A 20,037-nucleotide genomic window follows, 5' to 3' on the forward strand; every position below is an offset into this window, starting at 1 on the left:
AGGGTGAATTCATCAGCCTCAAAAAAAAATAATACCATCCCATTAAATTCATTTCCTAATGAGTTTAGTTTGGGAATAGCTATAAAAAGGAATGCTGTCAGAAATTTAGAGTTAGCCAAAATAAGTCAGGCACATCGTGATGATTTCTATTTATTTTTCATTCTCGAAGAGGGAAATGGAATATTTGAAGTAGATTTTCAGCGGTATCAATTAGGCTCCTCCTCCGTAATGATCATCCAGCCTTATCAAGTACATCGGGGAATAGCCATGGATTACAGCGCTTTTAGTGTCTTAATGATCAGTGTAGAAAATCTAAACTCGGATTACATAAACGCTCTAAAAGATATTACGGGGATTGCTCCCATCGAAATTGATCAGGATACATTAGCGGTCTTATGCCAGACTGTAGACACCTGTTTAAAAATTAACGAAAGAAGACACGAAAAACTATATACTGCGCTAATGAAAGATAGCTGTAATACCATTGCGGCTCTTATTATCTCTCAGTATTTAATACAATCAACTAAAAGTGATGCACAGTCTCGATTTGAAATTATCAGCAAAGAGTTCGCTTCGCTATTAGATAAAGAATTTATTGACATTAAACAGCCTAAGCGATATGCCGAGAAAATGAAAATATCTACCGCCTATCTCAATGAATGTCTAAAAAAGACAACCGGAAAGCCCGTTACTTATCATATTCAGCAACGTGTTGTATTAGAAGCGAAACGTCTGCTCTATCATTCAAAGAAATCTGTAAAAGAAATAGCGGTGGAGCTAGGTTACGATGATCATCCTTATTTTTCCCGTTTATTTTCGAAAGTAACCGGTATGACAGCTCTTACCTTTCGAAATAGAAACCTTGAATAATCCAATACTTACCAGTTTTAATCTCTTTTAAACTACAGCAAATTGATATTTCTTTGTGTTAGAAAGCTTGGTTCAGCCTATCGGTAGCGACAAGTTGAACAGCATATTTAATTGATTACCTAAATCCGACAGAACGGAGATTTTAGTCCATTAAATATCAAGAAGAAAACCACAGGTAAAACAAAACACAAATGAGATATTTCATCACTGAGCCCGTAGGGCATATCAAAAACGATTTATTTTTTGAAGTCGCAAATTTTCTTTGGGACAGTGGAAATGAAGTTGCTTTAGGAAAAAACAGGGTATGCGACTGTGAAAAAATGCAACATGATGACTACGATTATACCATTTCGCTGGTATCCAATAATGAAACTGTTGAATCGTTATTTAAAACACACTACACGATCCTAGGCAAATATTTTGACAAAATTGATAGCAGCAATCCAATGCTAATATTAGCAAATACGGGTATTTATACAAATGCCCTTCCCTATCCCCATAAGATTTACAGTTTTGAAAAATTGGACAGACAGGCTTTAGTCAGTTTTTTTGACTGGTGCAAAAAATTCAATTTGTTTGTTAGGAGAAGATAAACACAGCTCCACCACTAAATATCAGAATATGCGACGGGGTATAGCAACACTTTTATACTCTTTGATACGTTATTCTGATATTGCGGTAAATCCTGCATTGGTTTGTATAAAGGTCCAAAATCTTTCCAATGTGTATTCCTGTCTTCCATATTTTCGAAAGCCGTCAAATACATCAGGTTGGGCATCGTGCTACCTGCAATTACTTGTCCATAGAAAACAGCATTAAAATTTAACTTATTAAAAATATCGATTTCACCGTTGTTAAACATGTCTATCTTATTCATTGACAGTTTCTCGGTTGCAGCCTCATAGCTCCGTAATTCGTAAATCCGCTTATTTTTCTCAGCAGACAATTTAGGCAGCTTTGCTTTAGGCATCGCAGCAAATGCTTTCATCAATATTGTCTCCAACCTCTTGAAAGGAGGATTACTATAACCTGCCTCAATATAAACCTTTCCAGCCTCCAGGTATTTTTGATCTTTGGCTAGCAGCTGATCCAAATTAACTAGCAAACTGAGATCAGCAGCACTGATGAACACATAAACCAATCTATCTTGGCCAACTGCATTTTCTAAGGGTTTAAATACGCCGATTTCTTTAAATCCCAATTTATGCAATGCCGGTAAATAAGCCGACTCAAGATACTGATCAATGGCTTTCTCCTGTTCATCAGTTTCATAATGATACACTTTCAACTGAAAATAGTCCTGATTTACTTTCTCAAACGCAGCTGCATAGCTTCCCACAGCAACAAGCAATAAAACTAAGATGAAAGGTCGATATAGGTTAAAGGCATTCTTTTTCATGAGCAATAAGATGAATTGGTTATTGATTATACCATAAAGATAATATTAATTTTAAAAGTTCAAACTCGGACGATTCATCTCATCACAAAACTATCTTCCGTTAAGCCTAAAAATAGGGATTTCTACTTACTAGAATCGGTATTTTACCCATGCTTCCCCTAAGGCTTTTTAGTTAATTTAGCTCCACCTTTTTTTAAAACGAAAACATGCCAAATAAAACAATACTGATGTTGGACGATGATAAACATGTCCTTGAAATATGCACAATAATCCTTGAAACAAACGGCTATAATATGGCCGTTTCAGAAACCTCTCACGATATCATCGAAAAGGTAGACGAGGTACGTCCAGATTTAATCTTGATGGACAATTGGATTCCAAAAATAGGTGGTGTAGAAGCCACTCGTCTGCTCAAAAAACATCCTTTATATCGAGACATCCCTGTTATCTACCTCTCCGCAAACACCGATATCGAAACACTAGCCCAACAAGCTGGAGCAGACAGCTATCTCGCCAAGCCTTTTGATCTAGAAGATTTAGAAAATAGAATAGCTGAACTACTGTAGTTCTATTCTTATATTTCAGCACCATTACGGAAATGCTACTTGCGAAACTTATATTTTGATACCCTACTTGCGCATAAGGCCACATTGAAACGAATAGGATCATGTGTTGCTTTAATACAATTGTGGCTTACTCAATTGCAGGCATGTATCGTCATAGTTGTCGCGGCATAGTCATCGGGAATCAGCAATTTGGAATGAATGCAATACCACATTTGAAGTATAAATAATAATACATACTTTCGCATTATAGTATTAGAAATAATCATTAAGACAGCATTAATTACGCTATGTCAGAGTCCGTTTTAGCATTTCAATCAGGTTCATTCCATATCCGTCAGCTGAAAGAGAGCGAATCCCCACTTTATAAAGCGATGCGTATCGAGTCAATTCAAACCGAACCTACACTTTTTCGACAGAGCACTCCTCCTGAAATAGAACTATCTGATAGGGATTGGGCAGAACGCATAAGATACCCACGTATTGTTTTTGGTCTTTTCGAAAATGAAAAAATGATTGGGATAACCAGTATGCTGTTGCTGAATAAAGAAGAAGCCTACTTTGGTCAGTCTTTCATACAGCCACAGTATAGAAAATTAGGTCTATCGAGTCTTTTGTATAAAATAAGAATGGTGTGGGCCATCGAGAATCAATTAAGAAAACTGACGATAAGCCATCGTGAAATAAATATGATTTCAAAAGCCGCTATCCGAAAAGCCGGTTTTCACTATAGCCATAAAGAACTTGTACAATGGCTCGACGGAACAAGTGGTTACTCTATGTATTATAGTCTACTCCTATAATCAGTAAGGCGAACTAACTGGACTGTTGATCAATCCAGAGAAACCAAGATAGGGTAAAATAATCGCTTTTCCATCTTGAATGCGTATATTGAATCGATTTATGTCTCATTTAATGCTGTGTTAATACCGGATGAAAAAACTAATCTTGAGCATATTCTTTTTAGCTAGTTTAGCCTTATATGGCCAGCAAAAGGCAACAAAAGACAGTTTTACAGCAAAAATTCAAGAACTAGAAGGCGATATAAATCATGATGGTTATCCGGATAAAATTGTTCTTGCCATAGACACTTCAAATACGACAACACCAATTAGAACGCAGGTATTTCTGTCCAAACCCAACGGAAAGCTACAGTTGGCCCTCTCCTCAACGACGATGATCGAACCCCATTTTCCGCTGCCCAAATTCGCTATCGAAAATGGGCAGCTTCATATATTAGCCGATATCACAGATGGGCATGCCAACTATACATTTCGTTGCAGCAATGGAAATTTTGAATTGATCTACCTAGAAAAAGGAACCTGGGATGGCAAAAATACAACGACTGAAACCCAATTCAACTTGTTGACTGGAATAAAAACTGAACAGGTAAAAGCGCTAGGGTCCGAAGAGAATCTACAAGAAAGAAAAACTACGATAAGAATTAATCCCTTACCGTTACTGCAGGAGCTCAATCAATTTGATGCCCCCTCATTTAGGCTCAATAAAACTCCTTAGCCTACTATAAACAATCGATACGATTCTAAAAGAGATAGCCCACCAGCCATTTTATTGGCTTTCCAGACTTTCCATAAACGCAATAATATCTTTCATTTCCTTTTCGGTCAGATGCAAATTTTCATCTGACAATGTCTGATTGGATAATTTGATCCCCAATCCTGCCCCTCCCCCATTATTATAAAATTCCATGACCTCATCCAAGGTCTGATAGATCCCATTGTGCATATAGGGAGCAGTTTTCTTTACATTCCGGACAGAAGGTATTTTAAAGGCATATTTATAAGAATCAACACCAATGATATCATAGTACCCTAAATCTGAATCCAGCACAGAATCTTTCAGGGATTTTGGTACCCCCAGAACTTCGACTTCGCTCTGAATAAATTTGGGCGGTGTAACACCGTTGAATAAAGGCAGGAAATGACAGGTCGCACATTTTCCCTTGCCCATAAATAAATTAAACCCATCCACTTCCGGTTTGGACAATGCGTTCTTATCCCCACGCATATAATCATCAAATCGGCTATTGATTTTGGTCAGGCCACGAATATAAGAAGCAAGTGCATTGCTTACCTGCTCAGCTGAGATCGGGCCATCCGCTGTATTGAATGCTTTATTAAATAATGATCGATAGATTTTATCCGAAGAAACGTATTGAACGATATCAGTTACCGAGCCGTCCATTTCCTGCTTATTACCAATGACATCGTGTATCTGATCTTCCAGCGTCAACGAACGCATATCATAGAAGTAGTTGGACTGTAAGGCCGCATTGAGCAAAGTAGGCGTATTGCGTTTGAGCAAACGTCCCGAACCATGAATGTCCACTTGCAAGTTCAACCCATCCGTAAATGCGCGGTCCGGATGATGGCATGAAGCGCAACTTCTCGTATGTGTTCCTGACAAAGCAACATCATAAAATAATTTCTCGCCCAATACGGCCTTTTCATTGCTGAAGTGAAATTTAGGCCCCGGGCTAAAGGCATCTACATTAAATGCATTCAGATCAAACATCGTATTGACGTCTTGCCGAAGCATCCGATTGTATCTGATTTTAGGGCCTGGAAGATTACGCTCCAACTGTGCTATCTCCGTGCTGATGTTGTTGGCAAATTGGGTAATGAATTGCGCCCTATCGAACGATTCAAATTCCGCGTGTTGTTGCAAATAGCTGATCGCCCCTGTAAGCATCAAAGCTAGCGTTTCTTTTCTACCTTTATATTGCAAAAGAATTTGCTGTAGACTGCCTAACGCAATGGAGGACTCGATCATACTATTTCGAGAAAGCGCATTATCAAAACCAGTAATTCCTAAGGAAATAATCCGAAACACCTCCAATTTTGTTGCATCTAAAATACGCCAGTCTTCCAATTGATGATCTTCAAAATAGGAAATCAAATAATCCGTATTGGTTATCAAATGTTCGATTTCACGAATTAGCTTTTGCCTATTGCTATTATCGTAAGTGGGATAGATAAGCTCTTCAATCACCTGCAATCCAATAGGCTCCACTCCCCTGGCCAAAGAGGGATCCAACAAATCCGCATTTTCAACTTCCTCCACCGGAGGTCCATTTAACCTTCTGGATAGATCTGCAGTAAAATACTCCGAAGCCCATTCAAACTTTTTAAAAAGTAGCCTTGTTTTCAAAAAGGCTCTTCTGAGCCGTAACGTATCCACTGTACCTCTCTGCACTTCGGCATTCAGTGTATCCTTGATATATGTCCTAAAAGAAAGCATCTGACCCAGTACTTCTTTCTGAATCAGATGCTCACGGGCATTGCCCTCTTTTTGTTTTGTATAAACAGGCTGCCCTGTAGTAAATCCGAGGGTAAATACTATTACAACCAATAAGATAAAAACGACAACCTTTGTACACATAGTTCAATTTCCTATCTCTCGATATAAAAACCGTCTATTTGAAAACGAGCGCATTTCTAAAAGGATTTGCCTTTCTATCTCTTTCAGCAAGAGGCTCTATTCCCCAGCGTTTTTCTATAAATGAAAGGATGCTCACTGTTTCATATGGCGTATGATCCACTACACCACGTTTAGCAAATGGTCCAATGACAATTGCCGGGATACGGCTCCCAGGTCCCCAACGGTCAACGACCGGTGGGTTAACGTGATCAAAAAAGCCACCAAATTCATCGTAGGTCAAAATCACCAACGCGTCTTTTGCATTCGGTCCCTCTAATACAGCATTGATTAAGTTAACCGCAAGTTGTTCGGAGGAATAGACCGCCGAACTTCCAGGATGCTCATCATTGCCTCCACCCGGTTTAACAAAAGACACACTTGGAAGCGTCCCTTCTTTTGCGGCTTTAATAAAATCGTTTTGATCCTTCATGTGTTTTCGCCCTTCCTTACCATCCTCATAATTCGCGAAGTATAAAAAGGGCTCATGATTGTAGGCAAAATTATTTTTAAGTTCGGCAACAGCGTCATCCCAGCCTTCTGAATACCAAGCCCAACTTACATTTTTCGCTGTTAGGCGATCGCCAATGGTCGGCATAGTCTGAGAAGGTAATAATTTGGAAGTATCCGATTTCGCGGGATAAGGTTTGTTGCGAGAAAGCACATGATTGATCGCATAACCGTCTGGCGTAACTACACCATCCTTAATCATCTTTCCATTTGCATCGAGTTTAGCAACCATTGAGCTTGGTGCATCAGGCCAAACAGGAATAGCTGCCGAAATCATATAAATATGATTTAAATAGGATCCGCCAAATACACTCTGAAAGAAATTATCACACAATGTATACGCTTTGGCAAACGGATACAAAGGTAGCTTCTCAGTATTGTAATAGCCCATTGCTAAACCTTTGGAATCATTATAGAGGGCAAATTTATCCATTTTCCCACCATTGATCTGCAATTGATTATGATAAAAACGGTGTGTAACATCGGGCGTCGCCTTATCCGAAGGTACATATTGGTCTATATTAAAAAATTGATTGGGTAGATTGGTTGGAAAGGAATTGTTACGTGGAATTTCGGGGAGGTATTGGTAGGCTTTACCATGCTCGTCTACCTGTAAAAAATCCTCCTTCTTGACATTCGCTATGCCATTGGCTCCCTTGAATTCGCCATACAGATTGTCAAAACTATGGTTTTCCATATAAACAACAACCACATGGTTAATTTTTTTGATCCCTTCATCGAAGGGAATCTCTTGGTGTCGGGCGTTTTTGGTAAATCCGCAACTGCTGATACTCAAAACTCCAAGAGACAAATAAAATAAGTGTTGTAACCGCATCCTGTCTTCTTTTAGTAGGTTAGACTGTAATTTCTAGAACAAACTTACAATTATTATCGTTTTCATAACCTATAATCAAAGGGAATTGCGACCTACGTATCAGGTTCTTTACAGGCATCCTCCCTCTTATCACTAAAAACAAAGACCTGTTTACCTATTAGCTTGTAGCTTCCACTTCCTCATTCTTGGTATAAAGCTTACTTCGGTAAGTTATACCCCATTTAGTAATCTCATCGATGATTGGACCCAAAGTTTTTCCGCACTCGGTCAATTCATACTCTACCGTCAGGGGTTTGGTATTTAATACTGTTCTTCTGATCAGCTGGTTCATTTCTAAATCCTGCAGTTCTTTAGACAACATCTTCGCACCTATCCCTTCAACTTCGCGCAGCAGTTCCATAAAACGTAATTTCTCGACCAACAATAAGGTACCTATAATATGAAATTTCCATTTTCCGGCTAAAATCTCCATGGTATCATTAATGGCCAACACACGTGTTTTACATGCACCCGACGACGTTAAAGTTGCTTCCTTTTTCATTTCACTTTTTTTTATTCATGCATTACCCGCCTTCCTAGAGCATCCTATTTCCCTAAACGATCAGCGATAGATGAATACACAAGCAAAGCTTGGCTCCATTGGCACGATTTCTTTATTCTTACAAAAATACGCATTTATAAAGTTTCAGACCACTATCTTTTTGGAAAGTAGTTTCCTTAAGGAAACTGATACCTAAAATAAACTGTCTATCATCTACCTTTGTATTGGCAACATCAGAAGGAATAAATTGGCACAGTTGATGCTGCAAAATGAAAAGTGCAAATAACATATAAAAAATAAAACGATTAAAAAATGAAAAAGCAATTAATCTCGGGTTTAGCCCTTATGCTATTGTTAGCTTCTTGTCAGAACACAAATGGCGACAAAGCAACAACAACAACTGCTCAGGAAGTAACTGAACAAAAAGGACAGACTTACACTGTTGAAGCAGATAAAAGCTCATTAAAATGGACTGGTTACCATAAAGGCGGTTTAAACCCAAGATATGGTGTTTTGAAAAGCGAAGGAACACTTTCAGCTGAAAATAATACCGTTACTGGTGGTACTTTCACAATCGATGTCAATTCTATTCTGACAGATACAGCTTCTGTAGATCCTGCAACATCCGGTGGCAAAAAATCATCAGATTTGGATGCACATTTAAAAAGTGCTGATTTCTTTGACGTAGCAAAATATCCAACTGCAAAATTCGAAATCACCAAAGTTGGTCCATTCGATGCAGCGCAAGGAAAAAGTGTTGTTGCTGATGCGACAAATACGGTCAGTGGTAACTTAACCATCAAAGATAAAACTGTGAATGTAACTTTCCCTGCAAAAATTACGTTCAATGGTGACGAAGTAACATTCTACTCTAAATTTACGATCCAAAGACAAGATTGGGGTCTTACTTACGGTACAGAAGGTAATCCACAAGATTGGATGATTGCACAAAACGTTGACATTGAACTTAATGTCACTGCAAAAAATGCGAAATAGTTTTCAATAGCGTTTAGTCGCTTATAGTAAATAGATTAATCGGGTAGGTTCTACTTGATTAATCTATTTGATTTAAATAACCTCCCAATAAGAGGTCGTCTTCATTCAGGACCTGGGTCAAGTGTGAGTCTTTCAAGAGGTATATGCGGTCACTGATTTCCATTACCTGCCTAAAATAATGATCTGATATCAATATTCCTTTTCGATGTTTTACTAACTGAATCTGTTCTTTAATAAGCTCAATATAAATAGGACTAAGACCGACAAAGGGTTCATCAAGTAAAGCGATGGATTCTTTGGTATAAACGATCAATAGCGTTTCAAACAAACGAATCATTCCCAGTGATAGGCTACTCAATCGCCTATTCAAATTCTCTTGAATCAATGGAAGCTCCAGTAAATTAACATCATCGATTTGAAAAAATTTAAGGGCTTCAGAAAGCAGCAAATTTCTATGCAAAAAACCTTCCTGAGGGAGATAGGTAATCTCTCCTGTCTGGTAGCCTTTTTCAAATTTAACACCTTTGCAATGCATGAAAGCAAAATCCGCTTTAATACGTCCAAATATAACGCTCATCAGGGTAGATTTCCCACTACCATTTCTGCCCAAAATCCCGACTACCTCATGCTGCGCACATGTCAAATAAAGCCCCGAAAGAATGCTCCTGCCACCACGACTAAACGATAAACTATCTATGTATAGCAGCTCGTTAGATAAATTTTCAGACTCCAACATAAAATTACAAATAACAAAAAGTCTATTACACTAAGCCTTATCAGCAGACTTATGGGAGATATATGTAAATTTTTCAGAAACACTTCTTTCTTAGGAAGATGAAAAATATATTCGGCAATAAAAGAAATATTAGAACCAATGACTTTAAACCAAAAAATGAACATATAGAACGACGCTGTTCCAACGGAATTCAGCATAAAACGTGGTGACTGTAAAAGAATACCTCCTGTTACAAATAAATTAAAGAGAATAATGAATCTAAAAAATTTTAAACTTAACCGTATCGTCTTAATGGAATTCAATAAGAAATGTATTAGCTACTTATAATCGGCGTTATCATAATAAACAGGTTTTAAACGCTGAAATGAATATAGCCAAAAGAAATGACCGAACATTATTTTTAACATTCCTTAACTTCAGCGGATGCACCTGATAGCACCTCTATATCCTTACTTTTCGGTTTGTTCTAATTTTTTCTTCAATCGCTGTTTTGCCTTACGAACCGCTTCCACCGAAACACACAGCAGTTCGCTCATACTTGCATTACTTAAATCCAATTTGAGCAGCGCTAATATCTTGAGATCATTCTCGGTAATCTTTGGATAAGTTTGCCGCATTTGTGTCAGATAAGCTGGATACACTTTGTTAAAAACATGTTTGAATTTTTGCCATCGCTCATCCGTCATAATGTGCTGCTGCAAAAGCGCATTCAGATTATCCGTAACTTGTGTCAGGTATGCCGGGTCAGATTCAGAAATCTTTACTACTTCCTGCCTAAGTTGCTGGATGATGACATCGTTTTGCCGGATAGTGTCTGTAAACTCGGTCAAGGAGTTGCGTAAAATCATTAGCTCCTGATCTAACAATTGTTTTTCATAGGCAAGCGCAAGTTGGTCTTTTTCCAGTAAAGTATTCCGCATCTTAATTTTAATTTTCGACTTATTGACTAACAGAACAACTATCGCAAAAATCAACATAAGTACAATGCCTATGAACTGATACATCCGTTTTGTCCGAATCCGTTTTTCTTCCGTGGCTTGGATAGTCCGGTTGTATTTTTCAGATTCCCTTTGCCAGAGCATTTTCTGTATCTCCTTGTCATTCGTTCTCTTTTCCAACGAATCTTTCAGCATTAGATACAAATGCAATTGCTTAAGCTCCTCCCCTTCACGTCCTAAACCCCGCATAATGTTGGACTTGGATTTTGCTAGTTCCATTTTATATTTCAAAAAATAGGGTTTGTCTTCCATCAAATGCTCACAGGCCATCGTATATTGCTCGGCCAACTTCCATTCTTTCAATTCGATATACCAATTGGCTAGATTGAGATTTGCCCGCATTGCATCTGTACGTTCATTGTAATGCATGGAGAGCGCTATATTTTTCTTAACCAACGCAATAGCTTTTTCCCTTTCACCTTTTCGCCATGCATGATCCGCCAGATTACCAGAAATAATACCGATCCACACGGAATCCTTCGCCAATTTAGCCTCATCCATGGCACGATTCAAATAAGAAAAGGCTTGGTGATTGAGCGAGTCCTTTGCCAGATATACAGCAATAGAGTTGATCAGATCGACACGTTCTCGTGAAGCCGGCTTTGTAAAGGGTAAAGCCTCTTCCAAATAAACAACAGCATTTGCCTGATCACCAATATAACTGTAGAAGCTCGCCATAAATTGGTAATGCTTCACCACCAAGGGGATTTTTTTGATATTGACTTTAGATTTTAAATCATTCGCTCGTAGAAAGAACGGAAATGCTTCTTTTACCCGTCTATAGACGAAGTTGTAATACCCTTCACGGGCACAACCTAACATTTCTAATTCAGCATCAGGATGAACACGTAGCAGCTGCTCAGCCAAACGATAATAGCGCTCAGATGACGAATTTATACGATCAAAAGCTATAGAGAAACCATCGGCCATGCGCATATAATAGGCCCATTTTAAAGCAATATTCCTTTTTTTGTCTGCCAATTCAAAAACCGGAGCCAAGGCATTTCTCAACTTGATCGTATCACCGTCAAATCTGATGGGCAACAGCAGGACAGCTTCCAGTTGGACAACAGGATTCTCAATAGCAGATATTTCTGCTACAGATTGCCCATAGACATGATTAAGTTTGCCTGACAATACCAAAGAAACGAGTATAAAAGAATAAAGTAAAATGGTTTTCATGCTTAAAAAAGGTCAATTTCAGCGCGCTGTCTCCCTATTGATATAACCAATAAAATAATTTTCAATAATTCTTTAAAATTAACACGCAAAATCCTTAAAGAAAATGGTTAATACAGACATATTGCTCGCAAATCAATGCGCTCAAATCCGGTTATAAATATAATATTTATAACTTTAACATAATTATACGTTTTTATTAAAATTTCGCCTTCTTTCAACACTATTATGTTCCATTAGATTTGACAGATCAGGTCTTTTATTTAACACTTTTCCAAAAAAATGAACAAAATTCAAACAAAAAGAACAGGATTAACTCTCCGAAAAGGAATATTGAAAGATCTGCAGGAAATATTAATCCTATTTTCCGGAACGGTTGAGACTGTATGCGCAAATGATTATAATAACGAGCAAATTGTAGCATGGATATCATGCGTCAATAACACTGACCGTTGGCATCGGCTAATCGAAGATCAGTATTTTATTGTAGCTGTGCTCAATCAGAAGATTGTTGGTTTTACCTCCTTATATCATGGAGATTATATCGACGTCTTGTATGTGCATAAAGATTTTCAACGACAAGGGATCGCACAACAGCTTTATAATGCACTGGAAGCCGAAGCTACCACACATAAAAACACTATTTTAACCGCAGACGTAAGCAAAACAGCAAAACCTTTTTTTGAAGCTAATGGCTTCAAAGTTATCGCAGAGCAGATACAAATACGAACTGAAGTCGAAATACCAAACTATAACATGAAAAAAGATCTTTAGGTTCTCTTCCGAATTTTAGAAATGCTCTCCATAGTCGATTACTTCAGTTTTCAAAAGCAGCTTACTTTCAGTATTATTCTTTAATGTCGCTGTTGCTATTTTAGTCTTTGTATCGACATTGAACTCCAGTACAGCCCCAATGCCCTTTTTATCATTAAAAAATGAAGCAAAGTTTTTAAATGTCTCAGTTTCATCAAACAAAAATCGCGCAGCACATCGGTTATTATGCTGATCATACCATTTGATATAAACATCTTTGGGAATACCTCGAGATGCCATGTCCATATCCCGAAGACGCTCATCAAAGACAAAACGTTCGGAATTATAAAATTCAAAGTCTGCGTCGAATGTTTTAATGTCGGCAGACATAATAAGTTTTGGCTGTAAAGAATACCGCGTGCGCAATTTATCCCAATAGCCATAGGGAATCGGTTTATTTGCAATAGCTTCTTGAACATCCGAAGGAATAATCGATGTATCGGACAGTACCTGTTCGCGCCATTCTTGATTAAAGATATTACCATACGTTCCATTTTCCTTGGATTGATCCGAAGCCTTGATCGTTACTTTTTCAGCTTGATAACGACCAATTTCGACCTGACGACGTCCCGTTCCCGCGGCCCATATCACAAGTACGCCCCCCGGAGCAAAGCCCAAAATAACCTTATTATAATGTTCATCAACAGTTTTCATCGCCCCTTTTTCTTGGTATGGCGTACTGAACAACGTCCGCAATTTACCATAATCAATCGGACCGTTCATGCGATAAAAAACATCTTCAGCAAATGAATACCAAGTAATGTCCAATGCCTTAGGCAATGACATCACCTGCTCATATGTACCGCCTCCAGCTTGTCCCCAAATGGCGTTATAGTTCACTATATTGCCCTCACTAAATGTAAACTCGTAATCTTCATCTTTCGGAAAGATAAAGCGGCCTTTATACAACTGGACGGGATAAGCTGTTGGATTACTCATCGAACAGAACCATTTATAGCGTCCTTCCCTGATATTATCTTCTTGCGTGAGGCGTTCTTCCCTGAGGTCATTAAACTCACGTATTGTCGTTGAGAACGCGAATATAATCGGTAGCAAAATAAGATATCCAAGCAAAGTCGGAACTAAATATTTCCATGATTTTACAGCCCATGTTATAATCACGCTACTAAAGAATGTCAGGAAAATACTGAGTGTTAAAATCAAGGGAAACATTTCTTTAATCACTCCGCCCAGATCCGCATAAAGTCGATGCTCGTATTCATCACCCAAGGTTGATAAAAAAAAGAAGTACCGGAAGCAATAAAGAAAATAAGCAATAAAAAAGAAAACCATAGCCAAGTTCAAAAGCAAATTTTGGTTTCTCTAAGACCTTTAACTTTTTCCGAAAGAAATTAAAATGGAAATAAACCAAGGCGATAACAATAAAATAAGGCGAACAACAACATGCAGCATAAGCCAAATTTAAATCTGCATTCTGTACAAGTAGGGTCGCGATTAGGCTGATGATGGCAACAAAAAAAAGCAGAAACCGTAGCTCTTAAAATCATTGTAATTTGTTTTTAATCCAAAAAAATTTGTTGATTTAGCCTAACCGACAACAACACACTTCAAAAATAACAAGAAATGTTTTAGGAATATAAAGCGATCGATATTCAAGTACATTGATCAAATATTCGACCCAAAGTAGACAATATATTCTTTTAACAAGAATGTATTTAATTAACTTTTATCGGTTTTCGCCAGGATCGATATCCTGAGCAATTTCAAACACAGTCAGTAAAGGTCCAGCTTTCCCCCCTCTCCAGCAAGAGATCGCTCGTTATCGTAAATTTTCTTCGAAAACACTCCAATCAAAGGTCCCCTAAGGAAAGTCGATCAAGTTTACTAACTTCGTTTTTATTCTTCAAATCATGGATATACATAATAAAATTAGAAAAGCCAAAGAGAGTGATTCGCATGTTGTACCTGAAATTATGCTCCAGGCGATGGGAGACATTATATTTCGTTTTATTCAAAAAGAAGATCCAACTGAGGCAGTACTTTTTCTAACTCAGCTTTTTAGGCAAAAAGGTAATCTCTATAGTTATGAGAATACATTTGTCGCAATTGACGATAATGAACGTATTGTAGGCTCTTTAACTGGCTACGATGCTGATCAGTTTGTTGAATTAAGACAGCCTATTTTAGATCACATGAAGGATCAGTACAACAATAATTTGATTCCAGAAGCCGAAACAGCTGGTGACGAATTTTATATCGATTCAATTGCTGTTGCTCCCATTGCACGAGGTAAAGGTATCGGAACACAACTTTTACAATATGCGATTACACATGCCAAGCAACATGGTTTTAAACAAATTGGTCTGCTCGTTGACCTAAAGAATCCCAATGCGCAAAAGCTCTATGAAAGGATTGGTTTTAAGCTTGGTAAAAAAACGTCTTTCGCAGGAGGCGAATATTACCATATGTATATTTCCCTTGATTAAATACAGTGTTTAGCTTATTTATCGCCATTCAGGCCTTATCCCGCTAATCAGTACCACCTAAAACAAAATGCTGAATTAGGAAATGCCGCAATCCGTGTGCTCAAAGATCTACCTCTTGACAGAAGACCCGAAGAGTATTACGCTGATAATGAAGATTGGCCCGATTAACAACGTGATCAAACTTTTTACGTTTATTTAGAATAATTACTGATAATACTGTATTTTTGCGCTGTTCATCCTATTGACGGCGCATCTATGACAAATAAAAGAGCTAAACAAAATATTCTAAAAAATATACTTGGAAAACTCCACCTTTATTTGGGCTTATTATTTGGTATAATCTTTTTTGCTGTTTGCGTTACAGGAATGTTATTGAGTTTTGAAAAAGAGCTTACCCCACTTTTGTGGCCGAAAGAACAGAAGGTAACCGTACAAACCAATCGTCTTTCTCTTGCACATATTTCCGAAAAAGCCGAATCTATATTTCCGGACAAAAAGTTGTTTCGCATCGAAATTCCAGCAGATCCTTCCCGCAGTGTCCGCATACAGTATGGACAAAAAAAGACCGGATATTGGTATGCATATATGAATCCCTATACTGGAGAACTATTATCCAAAGGTCGGCAGAGTGACCGTTTTTTTCAAAAGACTTTAGATATCCATCGTTTTCTTCTCGTCGAAAAAATCGGAAGTACCCTAACGGGAATCTCAGCTCTAGCGGCTCTCTTTCTTGCCCTAAGTGGCATTTACCTTTGGTGGCCTAAAAATAAATCCATGCTCAGACAACGTGTAACCATGAAAATGGCAGCCTCTCTCAAAAGAAAGGTCTGGGATTTTCACGCAGTCGGCGGTTTCTACGCATCTTTGTTTTTAATTATTTTTACCTTAACTGGATTGACCTGGAGTTTCGATTGGTACAATAAACAATTCTATAAAGTATTGGGCTCAACCCAAAAATCAACAAAAGAGAAGATCAGCAACACCAACAAACTGGCTTTTTCAGATTACCTTGTGCTGGATACGATCTATCAGCAGTTAAACAGCCTATACCCTACCTCGGGAAATATAATTGTCACATTTCCTGAAAAGAAGGATTTAGCTTTTGCGCTAACCAAGGAAAACTTTTCAAATGCAACTTTGCAGATCAACCAGGCATTCTTTGACAGCAAATCCGGACAGTTACTTAAAAATAACCCTTTAGAAAAGTTACCATTGGCACAGCAGGTTCAACGGATGATGAAATCCATCCATATGGGATCGATATTTGGACTACCCTCTAAAATTATTGCATTCTTAGCCGTTACCCTAGCAGCGTCTCTTCCCATCACAGGGATATGGATATGGCTGAACAAAAGAAAGAAGAAGAAACCGTCAAAAAGCCAAAAGAAGAAATCAATTCAACTTCAAACCATAGCATAGCCTACCATGCGTATTGTCCTTATTTTTCTCATCTTTCTGATAAGTCGAGCAGAAAGCCAAGCCAGTGCATTCTGGATGGAGGTGATACCACCTGCTAAAAACAGTTCATTGGTAACAGTCCGCGTGTGTTATGGTTATATTGATGACCTTAGTGTAAGACATCGTACAAGTGGCACCGAATTCGAGTCCATAAAATTGTTTGACTTCAAAACACGAGCAACCTCAGGCCAAGAATCACCATTGTTATTGATAAAAAAAGCGGATTGCTGGGAGGGGACATTTTCCGCCAAAGCAAACACATTTTATCAGGTTATTGGAATCAATACCAAGTTACCCGTCATCGTTAGAAATGCAAAGGATTCCAGTAAAAACATCCGTTCCATTGAATATCTTTACGGTGAATATGGACGCTCCAGCGCGCCGGATACCTTACCTATCATAGCGGAAGGTCCATATATCCAACTTATACCAAAAAAAGATTCTTATCAGATATCACCTTACATCTATGGTAAACGCCCATCGAAAGAGTCTACTATCCGAATCTTTAACCCGGAGAATTGGGAGAAAAATATTCCAGTTGACACCGCTGCAAATATAGTTTTTCGGGCAACTCAAAAAGGCATGTATATGATCCGGCTAGATTGGTATGAAAATAGCCCCGGCGAGGATCAAGGCATTTCCTTTATGAGAATCAGACATCGTTGCAATTATTGTCTCAATCTGTAAATAGATAAAAAAAGAGAAGGCTAAGCCTTCTCTTTTTTTATCTATTCGTTGTGGTCTTCCACTAAAATTTTAGTGTAAAGTTAGCCAAAACACGCGCCGGGCTCTGTGGCGTAAGCCTTACCGACCAAGCTTTCTCACTTGTCAAATTATCTACTTTTATTCCGACCCTAAATTTAGGTTGATCATAATAAACAGTTGCGTCAAATAGCTGATAGGAAGGAATAATAACCTTAGCTGTCTGCGTATTTGTCTGATAAGAGGAACTGCCCATATTTCCTCCAAATCCGGCGCCCAGTCCTTGATATTTTCCAGCTGGTATACGATAACTCAACCAAAAATTCAACATACGCTGTGGCCCCGAAAGTGCAGGTCTCAAACCATTTACCGATGGATCGGCGTTACTATATTTACTCTCATTATAAGCATATCCAGCTACAATATTCATTCCGTTAAAAGGATTCGCAGTCAATTCCACTTCAACACCTTTACTTAACTGTGTACCGTCCTGGATGGAATAATTACTATCCTCTGGATTCGTGCGTAAAACATTATCCACACGGATATCGTAGTAACTTACAGTTCCAGCCAAACGGTGGTTGAATAGATCCCCTTTTACACCAAACTCCATCTGATTGGCATATTCGGGTTTGAAAGGATTGCTATTGATATCCACACCACTGATATTATTAAAACCGTTCATATAGTTTCCAAATACCGATAGCTTATCTTTGAGCGCTTCATATACCACACCAAATTTGGGTGACAATGCTGTTTGCCCAAATGGTCCTTTTTGGATCCCCCCAGCACCTATCCCGCCCGTAGTTTCCCCTGTCGTAATATTGTAGACCCCATGATATTGAAAGCGGTCCACACGCAGACTCGCCATAACCATCAATTGATCCGTCAAATTAAATACATCAGAAACATAGGCCGCATACGTATCGTCACTATTTTTCTCCTTACGATAGGCAGATTTTGCGGTTAAAGAATCAACAATAAAATGATTGATACGATAATCTGCAGGTGGATTTATAAAATTGATTGTCCGGGTGTTGGTATGGTAGCGATCAAAATAATTGGAATTATTATAGTAGTCCAAGCCTATAACCATCCGGTTGCGAAATTTTCCGATATGAAAATCACCGATAAAATTCTGTTGCAGATCCGTCGCAATAAACGACGTAGTTCCCACCATAACCTGTGCATTTAAGGTCGAATCAGATTTACCATTCAGCGCTGAGATATACCCATTGATAGTTGAATTTGCCCTAGAAATGATAGTCTGTGAAGTCCATTCTTCTGAAATTTTATAGTTCATCTGCGCAAAAATATTGAACATCTGCGTTTGATAGGCTAAATCATTGCTTAGAAAAGTCTTCTTGTAAGGGAATTTCATATCACTGATGGACTGCACTTTGTTACTTCCAGTGTATGGGTTGAAACGTACCACAGATGTCCCTTTGGCCTGTCCATACTCAAGATCCAAGAGTAATGAAAGCCGATCTGTAATCTGGTACGAGAAACTTGGTGCCAAGGCAAAGCTATTGGTAAATCCCAGGTCCTGAAAACTTTTTTCTATCGTTCCAGCGGCATTGATTCTGAAAAGAGCTGTCCGGTCCGCATTTATCGGCGTATTGAGATCCAAAGCGACACGGTTATAATTCCAGCTTCCACCTACATAACCAACTTCGCCCCCAAAATCGTTATAAGGCTTTTTGGTAACACGGTTATAAACGCCACCGTAGCTGCTCGATACACTTTTTCCAAACAAGGTAGCTGATGGTCCTTTTATGGCTTCAATGCGCTCCAGATTAACTGGATCGATAAAAGAAAAAGCAGCTCCAGCGACACCATTACGTGCATTTGGCTCAGTTTCAAATCCTCTCGAACGAAACGTTACCCGGCCTTGGTTAGCAATCATTGGTATGCCAGCACCGGGAACATTTTTAGAAATGCTACCGAGGTCCACAGCGATTTGCTCCTGAAAAAGAGTTTTGGGAACTGCATTATACACCTGCGGGTTCTCCAAATTTTTTAAGGGTAAGCGTGCCACGTACACACTTTCTTTTTGAACAAATCTGTTGTTTTTACCGTGCACAACAACTTCCTGCAAAGCAAGTACATTCTCGTCCGACATCTGATAATTCGCTTCCACGTGAATAAGAGGGGCTCCGATATGAACGGGGATCTTGATTTCCTTGGCCCCTAATAATTGTACACGAATGGTATAATTACCTGTATCTAACCCTTTGAAGATGTATTTACCATCCTCATCTGTAAGGGTCGTTCGCTGAAGTTCTAGCAATGAAATAGCCTTGGAAGCCATAGGTTCACCATCCACCATTGTTAAGCGCCCGCGAACGCTGCCCTTGCTCTCCTGCGACAGCAGGCTGTGTGAAAGATGTAAAAGGCTAATGATAAAGACAGTGCGTAAAATTGATCGCATTGAAAAAATGTATGTTTCCATTTAGACAAAAGAATTTGTAGATGATATTGTCTCTTTGTAGGAGCGCAATGAATAATGGCCCAAAGATATGCTATTTTTAATAATTCTAAATAAAAGAATT

The 20,037-nt window shown here is 38.5% G+C and carries 18 protein-coding genes; 10 read left to right on the top strand and 8 right to left on the bottom strand.

The genetic code is table 11. The features are described 5' to 3' along the window. Positions 1-3: 3 nt before the first annotated feature. On the top strand, positions 4-870 hold the full coding sequence (locus tag BV902_RS22110; protein WP_075993804.1) for an AraC family transcriptional regulator: 867 nt from the start codon (positions 4-6) through the stop codon (positions 868-870). A 191-nt stretch (positions 871-1,061) separates the two neighbouring features. Further along, positions 1,062-1,463, top strand: coding sequence for a hypothetical protein (locus BV902_RS22115; RefSeq protein WP_075993805.1), 402 nt, complete (start codon positions 1,062-1,064; stop codon positions 1,461-1,463). 14 nt (positions 1,464-1,477) lie between these two features. Here the strand turns inward: BV902_RS22115 and BV902_RS22120 are convergent, their stop codons facing one another. Further along, a complete protein-coding gene (locus BV902_RS22120; RefSeq protein WP_075993806.1) occupies positions 1,478-2,269 on the bottom strand; it encodes an NIPSNAP family protein in 792 nt (263 codons plus the stop codon). 206 nt (positions 2,270-2,475) lie between these two features. Here BV902_RS22120 and BV902_RS22125 point away from each other — a divergent pair, with 206 nt between their 5' ends. From BV902_RS22125 to BV902_RS22135, 3 genes are all read left to right on the top strand, one after another. Further along, a complete protein-coding gene (locus BV902_RS22125; RefSeq protein WP_075993807.1) occupies positions 2,476-2,835 on the top strand; it encodes a response regulator in 360 nt (119 codons plus the stop codon). A 287-nt stretch (positions 2,836-3,122) separates the two neighbouring features. Continuing rightward, positions 3,123-3,635, top strand: coding sequence for a GNAT family N-acetyltransferase (locus tag BV902_RS22130; RefSeq protein WP_075993808.1), 513 nt, complete (start codon positions 3,123-3,125; stop codon positions 3,633-3,635). A gap of 130 nt (positions 3,636-3,765) precedes the next feature. Then, the gene (locus BV902_RS22135) at positions 3,766-4,350 is read left to right on the top strand and encodes a hypothetical protein (protein ID WP_075993809.1); all 585 of its coding nucleotides are present in this window, start codon (positions 3,766-3,768) and stop codon (positions 4,348-4,350) included. Between the two features lie 51 nt (positions 4,351-4,401). On the opposite strand, the gene BV902_RS22140 is transcribed toward BV902_RS22135, so the two are convergent. From BV902_RS22140 to BV902_RS22150, 3 genes are all read right to left on the bottom strand, one after another. Then, positions 4,402-6,234, bottom strand: coding sequence for a cytochrome-c peroxidase (locus BV902_RS22140; RefSeq protein ID WP_083663730.1), 1,833 nt, complete (start codon positions 6,232-6,234; stop codon positions 4,402-4,404). A 34-nt stretch (positions 6,235-6,268) separates the two neighbouring features. After that, entirely contained in the window at positions 6,269-7,615 is a 1,347-nt protein-coding gene (gene acpA / locus BV902_RS22145) for an acid phosphatase (RefSeq protein WP_075993810.1), read from the bottom strand. 157 nt (positions 7,616-7,772) lie between these two features. Then, on the bottom strand, positions 7,773-8,156 hold the full coding sequence (locus tag BV902_RS22150) for a winged helix-turn-helix transcriptional regulator (RefSeq protein ID WP_075993811.1): 384 nt from the start codon (positions 8,154-8,156) through the stop codon (positions 7,773-7,775). Between the two features lie 312 nt (positions 8,157-8,468). On the opposite strand from BV902_RS22150, the gene BV902_RS22155 reads away from it, so the two are divergent. Then, a complete protein-coding gene (locus BV902_RS22155; protein WP_075993812.1) occupies positions 8,469-9,152 on the top strand; it encodes a YceI family protein in 684 nt (227 codons plus the stop codon). A 58-nt stretch (positions 9,153-9,210) separates the two neighbouring features. Here BV902_RS22155 and BV902_RS22160 read toward each other — a convergent pair whose 3' ends face one another. After that, positions 9,211-9,888 carry an ATP-binding cassette domain-containing protein gene (locus BV902_RS22160; protein WP_075993813.1) on the bottom strand — a complete coding sequence of 226 codons (678 nt, stop codon included), beginning with the start codon at positions 9,886-9,888 and terminating at the stop codon, positions 9,211-9,213. A 449-nt stretch (positions 9,889-10,337) separates the two neighbouring features. Then, positions 10,338-12,068, bottom strand: coding sequence for a helix-turn-helix transcriptional regulator (locus BV902_RS22165; protein ID WP_075993814.1), 1,731 nt, complete (start codon positions 12,066-12,068; stop codon positions 10,338-10,340). Between the two features lie 279 nt (positions 12,069-12,347). Here BV902_RS22165 and BV902_RS22170 point away from each other — a divergent pair, with 279 nt between their 5' ends. Continuing rightward, on the top strand, positions 12,348-12,839 hold the full coding sequence (locus BV902_RS22170) for a GNAT family N-acetyltransferase (RefSeq protein ID WP_075993815.1): 492 nt from the start codon (positions 12,348-12,350) through the stop codon (positions 12,837-12,839). Between the two features lie 15 nt (positions 12,840-12,854). Here BV902_RS22170 and BV902_RS22175 read toward each other — a convergent pair whose 3' ends face one another. Beyond that, positions 12,855-14,108, bottom strand: a complete 1,254-nt coding sequence (locus tag BV902_RS22175; RefSeq protein ID WP_172840728.1) for a DUF2931 family protein — start codon at positions 14,106-14,108, stop codon at positions 12,855-12,857. Between the two features lie 641 nt (positions 14,109-14,749). On the opposite strand from BV902_RS22175, the gene BV902_RS22180 reads away from it, so the two are divergent. The 3 genes from BV902_RS22180 (at position 14,750) to BV902_RS22190 (ending at position 17,470) form a co-directional block, all read left to right on the top strand. After that, positions 14,750-15,325 (top strand): GNAT family N-acetyltransferase, encoded by a 576-nt coding sequence (locus BV902_RS22180; RefSeq protein ID WP_216640393.1) that lies wholly within the window; start codon positions 14,750-14,752, stop codon positions 15,323-15,325. A gap of 255 nt (positions 15,326-15,580) precedes the next feature. Next, the gene (locus BV902_RS22185; protein ID WP_075993817.1) at positions 15,581-16,744 is read left to right on the top strand and encodes a PepSY-associated TM helix domain-containing protein; all 1,164 of its coding nucleotides are present in this window, start codon (positions 15,581-15,583) and stop codon (positions 16,742-16,744) included. A 6-nt stretch (positions 16,745-16,750) separates the two neighbouring features. Further along, entirely contained in the window at positions 16,751-17,470 is a 720-nt protein-coding gene (locus BV902_RS22190) for a hypothetical protein (protein WP_075993818.1), read from the top strand. Between the two features lie 61 nt (positions 17,471-17,531). Here BV902_RS22190 and BV902_RS22195 read toward each other — a convergent pair whose 3' ends face one another. After that, a complete protein-coding gene (locus BV902_RS22195) occupies positions 17,532-19,916 on the bottom strand; it encodes a TonB-dependent receptor (protein ID WP_075994931.1) in 2,385 nt (794 codons plus the stop codon). Positions 19,917-20,037 lie beyond the last annotated feature (121 nt).

This window comes from Sphingobacterium sp. B29 (assembly GCF_001952815.1).
In the GTDB taxonomy this organism is placed as follows: domain Bacteria; phylum Bacteroidota; class Bacteroidia; order Sphingobacteriales; family Sphingobacteriaceae; genus Sphingobacterium; species Sphingobacterium siyangense.

What these genes read in the sequence shown, in the direction of transcription:
- BV902_RS22115 (WP_075993805.1), top strand. Translation starts at nt 1,062, where the DNA reads ATGAGATATTTCATCACTGAGCCCGTAGGGCATATCAAAAACGATTTA.
- BV902_RS22120 (WP_075993806.1), bottom strand. Translation starts at nt 2,269, where the DNA reads ATGAAAAAGAATGCCTTTAACCTATATCGACCTTTCATCTTAGTTTTA.
- BV902_RS22125 (WP_075993807.1), top strand. Translation starts at nt 2,476, where the DNA reads ATGCCAAATAAAACAATACTGATGTTGGACGATGATAAACATGTCCTT.
- BV902_RS22130 (WP_075993808.1), top strand. Translation starts at nt 3,123, where the DNA reads ATGTCAGAGTCCGTTTTAGCATTTCAATCAGGTTCATTCCATATCCGT.
- BV902_RS22135 (WP_075993809.1), top strand. Translation starts at nt 3,766, where the DNA reads ATGAAAAAACTAATCTTGAGCATATTCTTTTTAGCTAGTTTAGCCTTA.
- BV902_RS22140 (WP_083663730.1), bottom strand. Translation starts at nt 6,234, where the DNA reads ATGTGTACAAAGGTTGTCGTTTTTATCTTATTGGTTGTAATAGTATTT.
- acpA (WP_075993810.1), bottom strand. Translation starts at nt 7,615, where the DNA reads ATGCGGTTACAACACTTATTTTATTTGTCTCTTGGAGTTTTGAGTATC.
- BV902_RS22150 (WP_075993811.1), bottom strand. Translation starts at nt 8,156, where the DNA reads ATGAAAAAGGAAGCAACTTTAACGTCGTCGGGTGCATGTAAAACACGT.
- BV902_RS22155 (WP_075993812.1), top strand. Translation starts at nt 8,469, where the DNA reads ATGAAAAAGCAATTAATCTCGGGTTTAGCCCTTATGCTATTGTTAGCT.
- BV902_RS22160 (WP_075993813.1), bottom strand. Translation starts at nt 9,888, where the DNA reads ATGTTGGAGTCTGAAAATTTATCTAACGAGCTGCTATACATAGATAGT.
- BV902_RS22165 (WP_075993814.1), bottom strand. Translation starts at nt 12,068, where the DNA reads ATGAAAACCATTTTACTTTATTCTTTTATACTCGTTTCTTTGGTATTG.
- BV902_RS22170 (WP_075993815.1), top strand. Translation starts at nt 12,348, where the DNA reads ATGAACAAAATTCAAACAAAAAGAACAGGATTAACTCTCCGAAAAGGA.
- BV902_RS22180 (WP_216640393.1), top strand. Translation starts at nt 14,750, where the DNA reads ATGGATATACATAATAAAATTAGAAAAGCCAAAGAGAGTGATTCGCAT.
- BV902_RS22185 (WP_075993817.1), top strand. Translation starts at nt 15,581, where the DNA reads ATGACAAATAAAAGAGCTAAACAAAATATTCTAAAAAATATACTTGGA.
- BV902_RS22190 (WP_075993818.1), top strand. Translation starts at nt 16,751, where the DNA reads ATGCGTATTGTCCTTATTTTTCTCATCTTTCTGATAAGTCGAGCAGAA.
- BV902_RS22195 (WP_075994931.1), bottom strand. Translation starts at nt 19,916, where the DNA reads ATGCGATCAATTTTACGCACTGTCTTTATCATTAGCCTTTTACATCTT.